This window comes from Salinivibrio sp. YCSC6 (genome assembly GCF_004916735.1).
Taxonomy (GTDB): Bacteria; Pseudomonadota; Gammaproteobacteria; order Enterobacterales; family Vibrionaceae; genus Salinivibrio; species Salinivibrio proteolyticus.
Map to the genome: position 1 here is coordinate 2594024 of NZ_CP039516.1, position 14837 is coordinate 2608860.

General features: G+C 50.9%; 4 protein-coding genes, 3 tRNA genes and 4 rRNA genes. 1 reads left to right on the top strand and 10 read right to left on the bottom strand.

Annotated features, from left to right (window positions below):
* Positions 1 to 22: 22 nt before the first annotated feature.
* The 7 genes from E8E00_RS12005 to rluD all read right to left on the bottom strand — a co-directional run bounded on the left by E8E00_RS12005 (position 23) and on the right by rluD (position 9796).
* Positions 23 to 2910, bottom strand: a 23S ribosomal RNA gene (locus tag E8E00_RS12005).
* A 311-nt stretch (positions 2911 to 3221) separates the two neighbouring features.
* Positions 3222 to 3297 (bottom strand) — tRNA-Ala (locus E8E00_RS12010).
* Positions 3298 to 3336: 39 nt separating this feature from the next.
* A tRNA-Ile gene (locus E8E00_RS12015) sits at positions 3337 to 3413 on the bottom strand.
* Positions 3414 to 3484: 71 nt separating this feature from the next.
* Positions 3485 to 5039 (bottom strand): 16S ribosomal RNA (locus tag E8E00_RS12020).
* Together the 16S and 23S rRNA genes with 2 tRNA genes alongside form the textbook arrangement of a ribosomal RNA operon.
* A gap of 460 nt (positions 5040 to 5499) precedes the next feature.
* Positions 5500 to 8022: an ATP-dependent chaperone ClpB gene (gene clpB / locus E8E00_RS12025; protein WP_136588388.1), complete on the bottom strand. Its 2523-nt coding sequence runs from the start codon at positions 8020 to 8022 to the stop codon at positions 5500 to 5502.
* 77 nt (positions 8023 to 8099) lie between these two features.
* Entirely contained in the window at positions 8100 to 8822 is a 723-nt protein-coding gene (gene pgeF / locus E8E00_RS12030) for a peptidoglycan editing factor PgeF (protein WP_096630677.1), read from the bottom strand.
* Positions 8822 to 9796 carry a 23S rRNA pseudouridine(1911/1915/1917) synthase RluD gene (rluD, locus tag E8E00_RS12035; protein WP_096630674.1) on the bottom strand — a complete coding sequence of 325 codons (975 nt, stop codon included), beginning with the start codon at positions 9794 to 9796 and terminating at the stop codon, positions 8822 to 8824. The genes pgeF and rluD overlap by 1 nt, the downstream gene beginning before the upstream one ends.
* A 198-nt stretch (positions 9797 to 9994) precedes the next feature.
* On the opposite strand from rluD, the gene bamD reads away from it, so the two are divergent.
* A complete protein-coding gene (gene bamD / locus E8E00_RS12040; RefSeq protein WP_096630672.1) occupies positions 9995 to 10720 on the top strand; it encodes an outer membrane protein assembly factor BamD in 726 nt (241 codons plus the stop codon).
* A 638-nt stretch (positions 10721 to 11358) separates the two neighbouring features.
* On the opposite strand, the gene rrf is transcribed toward bamD, so the two are convergent.
* The 3 genes from rrf to E8E00_RS12055 form a co-directional block, all read right to left on the bottom strand.
* Positions 11359 to 11474, bottom strand: a 5S ribosomal RNA gene (gene rrf, locus E8E00_RS12045).
* Positions 11475 to 11561: 87 nt separating this feature from the next.
* Positions 11562 to 14449: ribosomal RNA gene (locus tag E8E00_RS12050) — 23S ribosomal RNA — on the bottom strand.
* Positions 14450 to 14760: 311 nt separating this feature from the next.
* Positions 14761 to 14836: transfer RNA gene (locus E8E00_RS12055), tRNA-Val, on the bottom strand.
* Between the last annotated feature and the right edge of the window lies 1 nt (position 14837).

A 14837-nucleotide genomic window follows, 5' to 3' on the forward strand; every position in this document is an offset into this window, starting at 1 on the left:
CCCAAAACCTCTTGGGTGTTGTATGGTTAAGCCTCACGGGCAATTAGTACAGGTTAGCTCAACGCCTCACAGCGCTTACACACCCTGCCTATCAACGTCGTAGTCTACGACAACCCTTTAGAGAGCTCGAAGCTCTAGGGATGACTCATCTCGGGGCCAGCTTCGCGCTTAGATGCTTTCAGCGCTTATCTGTGCCGAACTTAGCTACCGGGCAATGCGTCTGGCGACACAACCCGAACACCAGCGGTTCGTCCACTCCGGTCCTCTCGTACTAGGAGCAGCTCCCCTCAATCATCCAACGCCCACGGCAGATAGGGACCGAACTGTCTCACGACGTTCTAAACCCAGCTCGCGTACCACTTTAAATGGCGAACAGCCATACCCTTGGGACCGACTTCAGCCCCAGGATGTGATGAGCCGACATCGAGGTGCCAAACACCGCCGTCGATATGAACTCTTGGGCGGTATCAGCCTGTTATCCCCGGAGTACCTTTTATCCGTTGAGCGATGGCCCTTCCATTCAGAACCACCGGATCACTATGACCTACTTTCGTACCTGCTCGAGCCGTCACTCTCGCAGTTAAGCGGGCTTATGCCATTGCACTAACCTCACGATGTCCGACCGTGATTAGCCCACCTTCGTGCTCCTCCGTTACGCTTTGGGAGGAGACCGCCCCAGTCAAACTACCCACCAGGCACTGTCCTCACCCCGGATAACGGGGCTAAGTTAGAACATCAAACATACAAGGGTGGTATTTCAAGGATGGCTCCACAGCAACTGGCGTCGCCGCTTCAAAGCCTCCCACCTATCCTACACATGTAGGCTCAATGTTCAGTGCCAAGCTGTAGTAAAGGTTCACGGGGTCTTTCCGTCTAGCCGCGGGTACACAGCATCTTCACTGCGATTTCAATTTCACTGAGTCTCGGGTGGAGACAGCGTGGCCATCATTACGCCATTCGTGCAGGTCGGAACTTACCCGACAAGGAATTTCGCTACCTTAGGACCGTTATAGTTACGGCCGCCGTTTACCGGGGCTTCGATCAATGGCTTCTCTTGCGATAACCACATCAATTAACCTTCCGGCACCGGGCAGGCGTCACACCGTATACGTCATCTTTCGATTTTGCACAGTGCTGTGTTTTTAATAAACAGTTGCAGCCACCTGGTATCTGCGACTGCCCATAGCTCCATCCGCAAGGGACTTCACCGCGGGCAGCGTACCTTCTCCCGAAGTTACGGTACCATTTTGCCTAGTTCCTTCACCCGAGTTCTCTCAAGCGCCTTGGTATTCTCTACCCGACCACCTGTGTCGGTTTGGAGTACGGTTGCTACTTACCTGAAGCTTAGAGGCTTTTCCCGGAAGCATGGCATCAATGACTTCACCACCTTGGTGGCTCGACATCGTGTCTCGGCCTTGATTTCCCGGATTTGCCTAAGAAATCAGCCTACGCACTTGAACCTGGACTACCATCGCCAGGCCCACCTAGCCTTCTCCGTCCCCCCATCGCAGTAAGCAGCAGTACGGGAATATTAACCCGTTTCCCATCGACTACGCCTTTCGGCCTCGCCTTAGGGGCCGACTTACCCTGCCCCGATTAACGTTGGACAGGAACCCTTGGTCTTCCGGCGAGGAGGTTTTTCACCCCCTTTATCGTTACTCATGTCAGCATTCGCACTTGTGATACCTCCAGCATGCCTCTCAGCACACCTTCAACAGCTTACACAACGCTCCCCTACCCAATACCCATAAGGACATTGCCGCAGCTTCGGTGTATCGCTTAGCCCCGTTACATCTTCCGCGCAGGCCGACTCGACCAGTGAGCTATTACGCTTTCTTTAAATGATGGCTGCTTCTAAGCCAACATCCTGGCTGTCTGAGCCTTCCCACATCGTTTCCCACTTAGCGATAACTTTGGGACCTTAGCTGGCGGTCTGGGTTGTTTCCCTCTCCACGACGGACGTTAGCACCCGCCGTGTGTCTCCCGGATAGTACTTACTGGTATTCGGAGTTTGCAAAGGGTTGGTAAGTCGGGATGACCCCCTAGCCTTAACAGTGCTCTACCCCCAGTAGTATTCGTCCGAGGCGCTACCTAAATAGCTTTCGGGGAGAACCAGCTATCTCCGAGTTTGATTGGCCTTTCACCCCTAGCCACAGGTCATCTCCTAACTTTTCAACGTTAGTGAGTTCGGTCCTCCAGTTGATGTTACTCAACCTTCAACCTGCCCATGGCTAGATCACTCGGTTTCGGGTCTAATGCTAGCAACTACACGCCCAGTTAAGACTCGGTTTCCCTACGGCTCCCCTATGCGGTTAACCTTGCTACTAACATTAAGTCGCTGACCCATTATACAAAAGGTACGCGGTCACCCCACAAAGGAGGCTCCCACTGCTTGTACGTAGACGGTTTCAGGTTCTATTTCACTCCCCTCACAGGGGTTCTTTTCGCCTTTCCCTCACGGTACTGGTTCACTATCGGTCAGTCAGGAGTATTTAGCCTTGGAGGATGGTCCCCCCATGTTCAGACAAGATATCACGTGTCCCGTCCTACTCGTTTTCACGACTAAAGCGTTGTCGGTTACGGGGCTATCACCCTTTATTGCCAGGTTTTCCAACCTGTTCACCTAACGCCTAAGCCGCTTAAGGGCTGCTCCGGGTTCGCTCGCCGCTACTGCCGGAATCTCAATTGATTTCTTTTCCTTCGGGTACTTAGATGTTTCAGTTCCCCGAGTTCGCCTCTTAGCGCTATGTATTCACGCTAAGATACCTGCTTATGCAGGTGGGTTTCCCCATTCGGAAATCCCAGACTCAAATGGCTTTTACTGCCTTATCTGGGCTTATCGCAAGTTAATACGTCCTTCATCGCCTCTGACTGCCAAGGCATCCACCGTCTACGCTTAGTCACTTAACCATACAACCCCAAGAGGTTTTATTTACGGCGAGATTGTCTAAAAAAGAAATCTGCGTCGCAAAACCACTGAGTGTTGAATCATCAACTAATTAAGATTTTGTTTTTGCCGGACTCAAAATAGAGACTTTGCTTATCACTAAGACAAAGCCCAAGCACACTTGATTGTGTGAGTGACATTTCTGTCACTGATTGAGAACTTTACTGTCATTCTTTAAAGAATGACTTGTCAGCTTTCCAGATTGTTAAAGAGCATGGGTTTGCCATCAGGCAAGCCACTTTTTAAAGATTCTTAAGGAAAAACCTTTAAAGAGTGGTGGAGCTAAGCAGGATCGAACTGCTGACCTCCTGCGTGCAAAGCAGGCGCTCTCCCAGCTGAGCTATAGCCCCACATTGATATTGCTTTGACCAACACATTTGGGGATGTGTTGGTGGGTCTGAGTGGACTTGAACCACCGACCTCACCCTTATCAGGGGTGCGCTCTAACCACCTGAGCTACAGACCCATCATAAGCAATGATGCTCTCTTTAATTTTGACCGTGCAATCTGTGTGAACACTCGCAAGAATAGCGTCAGTAAGGAGGTGATCCAGCCCCAGGTTCCCCTAGGGCTACCTTGTTACGACTTCACCCCAGTCATGAACCACACCGTGGTAAACGCCCTCCCGAAGGTTAAGCTATCTACTTCTGGTGCAGCCCACTCCCATGGTGTGACGGGCGGTGTGTACAAGGCCCGGGAACGTATTCACCGCAGCATTCTGATCTGCGATTACTAGCGATTCCGACTTCATGGAGTCGAGTTGCAGACTCCAATCCGGACTACGACAAACTTTAAGGGATTCGCTTAACATCGCTGTCTCGCTGCCCTCTGTATCTGCCATTGTAGCACGTGTGTAGCCCTACTCGTAAGGGCCATGATGACTTGACGTCGTCCCCACCTTCCTCCGGTTTATCACCGGCAGTCTCCCTGGAGTTCCCACCTTTACGTGCTGGCAAACAAGGATAAGGGTTGCGCTCGTTGCGGGACTTAACCCAACATTTCACAACACGAGCTGACGACAGCCATGCAGCACCTGTCTCAGCGCTCCCGAAGGCACTCCTCTATCTCTAAAGGATTCGCTGGATGTCAAGAGTAGGTAAGGTTCTTCGCGTTGCATCGAATTAAACCACATGCTCCACCGCTTGTGCGGGCCCCCGTCAATTCATTTGAGTTTTAACCTTGCGGCCGTACTCCCCAGGCGGTCTACTTAATGCGTTAGCTCCGAAAGCCAAAGTCTTAAACCTCAACCTCCAAGTAGACATCGTTTACGGCGTGGACTACCAGGGTATCTAATCCTGTTTGCTACCCACGCTTTCGCATCTGAGCGTCAGTCTTTGTCCAGGGGGCCGCCTTCGCCACTGGTATTCCTTCAGATCTCTACGCATTTCACCGCTACACCTGAAATTCTACCCCCCTCTACAAGACTCTAGCCTGCCAGTTTCAAATGCGGTTCCGAGGTTGAGCCCCGGGCTTTCACATCTGACTTAACAAACCGCCTGCATGCGCTTTACGCCCAGTAATTCCGATTAACGCTCGCACCCTCCGTATTACCGCGGCTGCTGGCACGGAGTTAGCCGGTGCTTCTTCTGCAGCTAACGTCAAGCAATGCACGTATTAAGTACACTACCTTCCTCACTGCTGAAAGTGCTTTACAACCCGAAGGCCTTCTTCACACACGCGGCATGGCTGCATCAGGGTCTCCCCCATTGTGCAATATTCCCCACTGCTGCCTCCCGTAGGAGTCTGGGCCGTGTCTCAGTCCCAGTGTGGCTGATCATCCTCTCAAACCAGCTAAGGATCGTCGCCTTGGTAAGCCATTACCTTACCAACTAGCTAATCCTAACTGGGCCCATCCCGACGCGATAGCTTACATGTAGAGGCCACCTTTGGTCCGTAGACATTATGCGGTATTAGCCGTCGTTTCCAACGGTTATCCCCCTCGTCAGGGCAGGTTCCCAGCCGTTACTCACCCGTCCGCCGCTCGACGTCCAGTAAATCCACCGAAGCTTCAATACTGCCGTTTCCGCTCGACTTGCATGTGTTAGGCCTGCCGCCAGCGTTCAATCTGAGCCATGATCAAACTCTTCAATTAAAGTTTTTTCGAAACCGAAGTTTCAGCTCAATGAATACTGATTACTGTTTATCTCCGAAGAGAAAAACGAATTGACTGTGCCGAATAACTAAAAGTTATCGTTTGGTCACTCAGTTCATCGAATAAATCTTTTTGTCTATTCTCAACGAGTGCCCACACAGATTGCATAGGTCAAATTGTTAAAGAGCGTCGCTCAATCTTGAGCGGGAGTGGCATTTTACGCCACCGAGGCAGTGAGTCAAGCTTTTTGTTTACTTGGCTTTGCTGCCGTTTGTTAGCGCGGTTTGCCGTGCCAACGAGGAGCGCATTATAGAGAGGTATTTTTGTGACGCAAGGGGTTTTTAAAGAAAAAATACCGACCGAACAAAAACCCAACAATTCGCAAGTTTTCTCGCCAATTTAGGCGGTATAGCCATAAAAAAGCCACCTAAAACGGTGGCTTTTTTGCGATTTGGTTCGATTAGCTTTGTTTAGCAATAATTTGTTCATTCTCGACATCGAGAACAACAGGGCGTCCAGGCAGGAGATCGCCACTCAGTATTTGCTGAGCAAGTGGGTTCTCTATCGATTGCTGAATTGCCCGTTTGAGTGGTCGCGCGCCATAGACTGGATCAAAGCCTCCTTTCGCGACCATGGCTAACGCCGCTTCTGTCACTTCAAGGGTAAAGTCTCGTTCCGCCATACGACGTGCAACTTCTTGCATCTGCAATCTAGCAATATTCTTAATATGGTCTTCCGCTAAGGGATGGAAAACCACCGCTTCATCGATACGGTTAATGAATTCAGGACGGAAGTGATGTGCAACGACATCCATCACCGTCTGTTTCATACCTGCGTAGTCAAGTTCACCGAAGTGCTCTTGAATACGATCAGAGCCTAGGTTAGATGTCATGATCACGACCGCGTTACGGAAGTCGACTGTCCGACCTTGGCCATCGGTAAGACGCCCATCATCCAACACTTGCAGCAAGATGTTGAATACATCTGGGTGAGCCTTTTCCACTTCATCGAGCAAAATAACGGAATAAGGTCGCCGCCGCACCGCTTCGGTGAGATAGCCGCCTTCTTCATAGCCGACATAACCCGGAGGTGCCCCAACAAGGCGAGCCACTGAGTGCTTCTCCATAAACTCGGACATATCAATCCGTACCATGGCATCACGACTATCGAACATGAACTCGGCAAGCGACTTACATAGTTCGGTTTTACCCACCCCTGTTGGCCCAAGAAAAAGGAAGGAGCCAATCGGGCGATTTGGATCTGCCAAACCGGCACGACTACGACGAATAGCATTCGCAACCGCACTTACCGCTTCATCTTGCCCGATAACATGCTCATGCAGTGCTGCTTCCATATTGAGCAGTTTTTCTTTCTCGCTTTCTAGCATGCGCGCAACCGGAATGCCGGTTTGGCGCGAGATAACATCCGCGATCTCGCTATCGGTCACGCGGTTTTTCAGCAAGGTCATTTCTTGCATTTCGGCTTGGCTAGCAAGATCCAACTGTTTTTCGAGCTCAGGAATTTTGCCGTATTGCAGTTCCGACATGCGGCTCAAGTCGCCAGCACGACGGGCAATCTCCATATCTGTACGCGCCTGCTCGAGCGCCGCCTTGATGTGTTGTGTCCCCGATACTGCCGCTTTTTCTGTATTCCAGACTTCTTCCAATTCAGCGTACTCGCGCTCTTTGGTATCAAGCTCCTCTTTCAGACTATCAAGACGCTTGCGGCTGGCAGTATCTTCTTCTTTCTCTAACGCTTGCTGCTCAATTTTAAGTTGCACAATGCGGCGCTCTAAGCGGTCGAGCGATTCGGGCTTAGAGTCGATTTGCATACGAATGCTCGACGCAGCTTCATCAATCAAGTCAATGGCTTTGTCGGGCAGTTGCCGATCAGCAATATAACGGTGCGATAAACTTGCAGCCGCAACAATCGCTGGGTCGGTAATTTCAACGGCATGGTGCAGCTCATAACGCTCTTTGAGTCCGCGTAAAATCGCCACCGTGTCTTCCACTGTAGGCTCGTTGATCAACACTTTTTGGAAACGGCGCTCGAGCGCAGCATCTTTTTCTACATACTGGCGATACTCATCAAGTGTGGTTGCGCCAACACAGTGGAGCTCCCCGCGAGCCAACGCCGGCTTCAACATGTTGCCCGCATCCATCGCTCCTTCGGCTTTGCCTGCACCGACCATGGTGTGTAATTCATCAATGAATAGAATGACATTGCCTTCTTCTTTCGCAAGTTCATTCAGCACCGCTTTTAAACGTTCTTCGAATTCACCACGGTATTTCGCACCGGCCACCAACGAACCCATGTCTAGCGAGAGAACGCGTTTTTTGCGTAGCCCTTCAGGAACCTCACCGTTGACGATACGCTGAGCTAAGCCTTCCACAATGGCGGTTTTACCGACACCGGGTTCACCGATTAACACGGGATTGTTTTTGGTGCGCCGCTGCAACACTTGCACGGTACGACGAATTTCATCATCGCGACCAATCACAGGATCCAGTTTGCCCTGCTCCGCTCGCTCAGTAAGATCGATGGTGAATTTTTCAAGCGCTTGTCGATTTTCTTCCGCATTAGGGTCATCCACTTGTTGCCCACCGCGGACTTTCTCAATCGCCTCTTCCACTTTTTGACTGGTTAAGCCATGGCTGCGCAACAACTCACCTAATGGTCCTTTATCTTCCACCGCGGCTAACACAAATAACTCAGACGAGATGTACTTGTCTTTAAGCTGAACTTCGCCGCCCGTCCCTGTCACTTTCGGTAAGCGATCAAGTAATTCAGAAAGGCTAGAACGCAGTTGGCTCACATCTACGTTCATCATGGTGAGTAAAGGGCGAATCGCACTACTATCTTGATTGAGCAATGCGCTCATCAAGTGAACGGGTTCGATATATTGATGATCACGTCCTAATGCCAGTGACTGTGCATCAGAAATGGCGATTTGAAATTTACTGGTAAAACGATCAAGGCGCATAGCTCCTCCCACTTAACACCTTAGCTTGATGAATAAATGGGCACCATCAGTGAGGTTTTCAACCATCGCCACTGACTTTATTTTGTCAGCCAAATACAACTGGCCATACGGCCTGTTTGCCCATCACGTCGGTAAGAATAGAACTGATCTCGTTGCCGGTAAGTACAATGGTCGCCACCATACACGTCCGTGACGCCCATTTTGGCAAGGCGCTGTTTAGCCAGCAGATACAAGTCGGCAAGATACTTCTGATGCGGTTGACGAACGAAAGCTGAGCGAGCCGCCGGGCAGTCGCGCGTAAAAGCGTCATAAACCTCCTGTCCGACCTCAAAACGCATGGGACCGATTGCCGGCCCCAGCCAAGCCATACATTGGGTCGAGTCCGTAAACGTGGCGACGGTTGTCTCTATGACTCCATCGAGTAGCCCTCGCCAACCCGCATGTACAGCCGCAACTTGTGATCCCTGCCGATCGGTGATCAAGACAGGTAAACAGTCAGCGGTCATCACTGTACACACCTGACCAGATACGTCCGTCACCGCCGCATCCGCGTTTGGCAAGCTCTCAACACACGGTAGCCGTACTACCTGTGTACCATGAACTTGATTAAGCCAGGTGATAGGCCCACCAACCAGCGCTTGAAGAATGGCCCTATTTTGCGAGACAACTTCGGCGTCATCCCCCACATGTAGGCCAAGGTTCCAGCCCGAAAAGACGCCCTGACTCGTCCCACCGAGGCGAGTGGTGGTCAGTGCCTTTACATGACGCGGCGCAGGCCAGTCAGGCTGGATACATTCCATTAATAGTCCTCTTCACCGTATTTCGCTTGGTCATCTCTGAGTAGCTCGGTCAACGCGACCATATCCTCAGGAACCGGGGCATGCCATTCCATTTGCTCGCCCGTCACCGGATGATCTAAGCGTAGCATCGCTGCATGCAAAGCTTGTCGTTTGAACTGACGCAAACCTTGAACCAACACATCGTCCGCCTGACGCGGTGGCTTAGCCTTTCCTCCATATAAAGGATCGCCTACCAAAGGATGGTTCAAATAGGCCATATGGACACGAATTTGGTGAGTGCGTCCGGTTTCTAATCGCAGCCTTAGCCGCGTATGACCTCGAAAATGCTCCGCAACCCGATAGTGGGTGATCGCGGGCTTGCCTAACTCGTGTACCGCCATATGGGTGCGCTTGGTGGAGTGACGACCAATGGGCTTATCCACCAATCCGCCTCCGGTCATATTCCCGATCGCAATCGCCTCATATTCGCGAGTAATTTTACGCTTTTGCAAGGCACGCACTAATCGCGTTTGCGCTGGGATGGTTTTAGCGACAACCATCAACCCTGTCGTATCTTTATCAAGCCGGTGCACGATACCTGCGCGAGGCACATCGCCGATCTCAGGATATAGATACAATAATCCGTTTAAGATAGTGCCATCTGGGCACCCAGCGCCCGGATGCACGACTAAACCTGCAGGTTTGTTAATCACCAACAAGTCATCATCTTCGTAGACAATATCTAGAGGGATGTCTTGCGGGATCCAGCGATTATCATCTTCCACTTCCGCTTGGATCTGTATCGCTTCTCCCCCCATCACTTTATGGCGAGGCTTATCCATTACCTCCCCGTCTAAGCGCACTTGCCCTGCTTGGATCCATGTTTTGATCCGAGAACGCGAGTAGTCAGGGAACAACTCTGCAATTGCTTGGTCGAGTCGCTGGCCCAGTTGGTGGTCTTGAATGTGGTGAGATAATTCTATCTGTTGTGCCATATCGAACTTTTCTGTGATTTCTATGACTAATCCCTCGCGACAGTCGTTATGGCGGCGTGTGGCGTATCGCCCGCTCTCGCCTTTTGCTATAGTCGCCTGTCACTGGATAAAATAGCCGGAATAATGACATTGTATCTGTTTGCCGCTGCGACCGTAATCCAGATGGCATAAAAACTTTTCAAGGAAGTGCGATAACCCATGAAACGCCTTACGCTTACTGCGCTGTTAGCCACCTCAATACTCGCGGGCTGTTCAAGTAACAACCAAGTCGTTCAAGATGATCCGCCATCTAAGCTGTATCAAGATGCAGAGGCGCAGTTAAACAAAGGCGCTTGGATCACTGCGATCGAAAAACTCGAAGCGCTAGATTCACGCTATCCGTTTGGCGCATACTCCGATCAAGTCCAGCTTGATCTGATCTACGCCTATTACAAAAACGACGATCTCGCGCTCGCAGAAGCCACCATAGATCGTTTTATCCGTATGCATCCAGCTCACCCAGAAAGCGATTGGGTAGTCTATATGCGTGGTTTGGTTCACATGGCGCAAGATCGCAGCCTGATCCACGATATTCTCCGTATGGAGCGTAACGATCGCGATCCAGAACCTGCCAGAAAGGCCTTTGCCGATTTTCGTCGCTTACTCGAACGCTACCCTAATAGTGAATATGCTGCAGACGCGAGAGCACGGATGGTGGCACTGAAAAACCGCTTAGCTAACTATGAATTGGCCACTGCGGATTTCTATATTCGTCGCGAAGCTTGGGTTGCCGCCGTGAATCGTTGTCAAGCTATACAGCGAGACTTTCCAGATACAGAGGCCGCGCGCGCTTCTCTACCGTTAATGTTAAAAGCCTACGAAAAGCTGGGACTTGAAGAGCCAGCCCAGAGGACGCGTGAACTCATTGAGAAAAACCCACGCTAAAAGAGAGCGAAGCACTCAGGCTAAAGCCTCCAAAATTGGGGGCTTTTTTGTGCCTGCCGGATACGGATAAAAATAATGGCTGCCGCCCACACCTCAGCGTATCTATATGTAGATGCCACAACGCCCAACGCATCGCGTCCCCCGTACCAGTCTTACGCAAGATTACTGCGATAAGAATTGGCACCGACTGTCAGTTCAGAGCGTAGAGGTTGAGCTTAACGTCTTATGGTCATCTGCTTTGATGATTGAGTTATGTCTGTGTGACGGGAATTTTGCAGCAAGGCGCGCAGGGCTGATACACCCTCAAGATACAAAAAAGCCCCGACCATCAGGTCAGGGCTTGGTGTTTTCTCATCAAAGTCTTACGCATATCTGCTTTGATGCTTAAATTGTGTCTGTGTGATGGGATTTTTGAAGCGAGACGCGCAGGGCTGATACACCCTAAAGATAAAAAAAAGCCCCGACCATCAGGTCAGGGCTTGGTATTTCTGCTAATCAAAGTCTTACATGTCGCTGCTTTAATTAGATTATCTTATTTGATGCGATGAGGATGTTGAATCGAGACGCGCAGTGTACGTCAGTACATGAGCATCGCAGATATCAACAGCATCGAGCTATTAATAAGATAAGCAATCAAAGCCTGGCGATGTCCTACTCTCACATGGGGAGACCCCACACTACCATCGGCGCTGCTTCGTTTCACTACTGAGTTCGGCATGGAGTCAGGTGGGTCCAAAGCGCTATGGTCGCCAAGCAAATTCGGTAATCTAGAAAGCTGTTTGTTCTCGCCACAATCAACTGGCTTTATTTTAAGTCCAACCCAAAACCTCTTGGGTGTTGTATGGTTAAGCCTCACGGGCAATTAGTACAGGTTAGCTCAACGCCTCACAGCGCTTACACACCCTGCCTATCAACGTCGTAGTCTACGACAACCCTTTAGAGAGCTCGAAGCTCTAGGGATGACTCATCTCGGGGCCAGCTTCGCGCTTAGATGCTTTCAGCGCTTATCTGTGCCGAACTTAGCTACCGGGCAATGCGTCTGGCGACACAACCCGAACACCAGCGGTTCGTCCACTCCGGTCCTCTCGTACTAGGAGCAGCTCCCCTCAATCATCCAACGCCCACGGCAGATAGGGACCGAACTGTCTCACGACGTTCTAAACCCAGCTCGCGTACCACTTTAAATGGCGAACAGCCATACCCTTGGGACCGACTTCAGCCCCAGGATGTGATGAGCCGACATCGAGGTGCCAAACACCGCCGTCGATATGAACTCTTGGGCGGTATCAGCCTGTTATCCCCGGAGTACCTTTTATCCGTTGAGCGATGGCCCTTCCATTCAGAACCACCGGATCACTATGACCTACTTTCGTACCTGCTCGAGCCGTCACTCTCGCAGTTAAGCGGGCTTATGCCATTGCACTAACCTCACGATGTCCGACCGTGATTAGCCCACCTTCGTGCTCCTCCGTTACGCTTTGGGAGGAGACCGCCCCAGTCAAACTACCCACCAGGCACTGTCCTCACCCCGGATAACGGGGCTAAGTTAGAACATCAAACATACAAGGGTGGTATTTCAAGGATGGCTCCACAGCAACTGGCGTCGCCGCTTCAAAGCCTCCCACCTATCCTACACATGTAGGCTCAATGTTCAGTGCCAAGCTGTAGTAAAGGTTCACGGGGTCTTTCCGTCTAGCCGCGGGTACACAGCATCTTCACTGCGATTTCAATTTCACTGAGTCTCGGGTGGAGACAGCGTGGCCATCATTACGCCATTCGTGCAGGTCGGAACTTACCCGACAAGGAATTTCGCTACCTTAGGACCGTTATAGTTACGGCCGCCGTTTACCGGGGCTTCGATCAATGGCTTCTCTTGCGATAACCACATCAATTAACCTTCCGGCACCGGGCAGGCGTCACACCGTATACGTCATCTTTCGATTTTGCACAGTGCTGTGTTTTTAATAAACAGTTGCAGCCACCTGGTATCTGCGACTGCCCATAGCTCCATCCGCAAGGGACTTCACCGCGGGCAGCGTACCTTCTCCCGAAGTTACGGTACCATTTTGCCTAGTTCCTTCACCCGAGTTCTCTCAAGCGCCTTGGTATTCTCTACCCGACCACCTGTGTCGGTTTGGAGTACGGTTGCTACTTACCTGAAGCTTAGAGGCTTTTCCCGGAAGCATGGCATCAATGACTTCACCACCTTGGTGGCTCGACATCGTGTCTCGGCCTTGATTTCCCGGATTTGCCTAAGAAATCAGCCTACGCACTTGAACCTGGACTACCATCGCCAGGCCCACCTAGCCTTCTCCGTCCCCCCATCGCAGTAAGCAGCAGTACGGGAATATTAACCCGTTTCCCATCGACTACGCCTTTCGGCCTCGCCTTAGGGGCCGACTTACCCTGCCCCGATTAACGTTGGACAGGAACCCTTGGTCTTCCGGCGAGGAGGTTTTTCACCCCCTTTATCGTTACTCATGTCAGCATTCGCACTTGTGATACCTCCAGCATGCCTCTCAGCACACCTTCAACAGCTTACACAACGCTCCCCTACCCAATACCCATAAGGACATTGCCGCAGCTTCGGTGTATCGCTTAGCCCCGTTACATCTTCCGCGCAGGCCGACTCGACCAGTGAGCTATTACGCTTTCTTTAAATGATGGCTGCTTCTAAGCCAACATCCTGGCTGTCTGAGCCTTCCCACATCGTTTCCCACTTAGCGATAACTTTGGGACCTTAGCTGGCGGTCTGGGTTGTTTCCCTCTCCACGACGGACGTTAGCACCCGCCGTGTGTCTCCCGGATAGTACTTACTGGTATTCGGAGTTTGCAAAGGGTTGGTAAGTCGGGATGACCCCCTAGCCTTAACAGTGCTCTACCCCCAGTAGTATTCGTCCGAGGCGCTACCTAAATAGCTTTCGGGGAGAACCAGCTATCTCCGAGTTTGATTGGCCTTTCACCCCTAGCCACAGGTCATCTCCTAACTTTTCAACGTTAGTGAGTTCGGTCCTCCAGTTGATGTTACTCAACCTTCAACCTGCCCATGGCTAGATCACTCGGTTTCGGGTCTAATGCTAGCAACTACACGCCCAGTTAAGACTCGGTTTCCCTACGGCTCCCCTATGCGGTTAACCTTGCTACTAACATTAAGTCGCTGACCCATTATACAAAAGGTACGCGGTCACCCCACAAAGGAGGCTCCCACTGCTTGTACGTAGACGGTTTCAGGTTCTATTTCACTCCCCTCACAGGGGTTCTTTTCGCCTTTCCCTCACGGTACTGGTTCACTATCGGTCAGTCAGGAGTATTTAGCCTTGGAGGATGGTCCCCCCATGTTCAGACAAGATATCACGTGTCCCGTCCTACTCGTTTTCACGACTAAAGCGTTGTCGGTTACGGGGCTATCACCCTTTATTGCCAGGTTTTCCAACCTGTTCACCTAACGCCTAAGCCGCTTAAGGGCTGCTCCGGGTTCGCTCGCCGCTACTGCCGGAATCTCAATTGATTTCTTTTCCTTCGGGTACTTAGATGTTTCAGTTCCCCGAGTTCGCCTCTTAGCGCTATGTATTCACGCTAAGATACCTGCTTATGCAGGTGGGTTTCCCCATTCGGAAATCCCAGACTCAAATGGCTTTTACTGCCTTATCTGGGCTTATCGCAAGTTAATACGTCCTTCATCGCCTCTGACTGCCAAGGCATCCACCGTCTACGCTTAGTCACTTAACCATACAACCCCAAGAGGTTTTATTTACGGCGAGATTGTCTAAAAAAGAAATCTGCGTCGCAAAACCACTGAGTGTTGAATCATCAACTAATTAAGATTTTGTTTTTGCCGGACTCAAAATAGAGACTTTGCTTATCACTAAGACAAAGCCCAAGCACACTTGATTGTGTGAGTGACATTTCTGTCACTGATTGAGAACTTTACTGTCATTCTTGAAGAATGACTTGTCAGCTTTCCAGATTGTTAAAGAGCATGTCGTTTATTGCTAAATAAACCACGTTCTAAAGATTCTTAAGCAAAAACCTTTAAAGCGTGGTGGGCGATACCGGGCTCGAACCAGTGACCCCCTCCTTGTAAGGGAGGTGCTCTCCCAACTGAGCTAATCGCCCA

Bases quoted from the DNA above. Each gene is read 5' to 3' on its own strand.
- clpB (WP_136588388.1), bottom strand. From the start codon at position 8,022: ATGCGCCTTGATCGTTTTACCAGTAAATTTCAAATCGCCATTTCTGAT.
- pgeF (WP_096630677.1), bottom strand. From the start codon at position 8,822: ATGGAATGTATCCAGCCTGACTGGCCTGCGCCGCGTCATGTAAAGGCA.
- rluD (WP_096630674.1), bottom strand. From the start codon at position 9,796: ATGGCACAACAGATAGAATTATCTCACCACATTCAAGACCACCAACTG.
- bamD (WP_096630672.1), top strand. From the start codon at position 9,995: ATGAAACGCCTTACGCTTACTGCGCTGTTAGCCACCTCAATACTCGCG.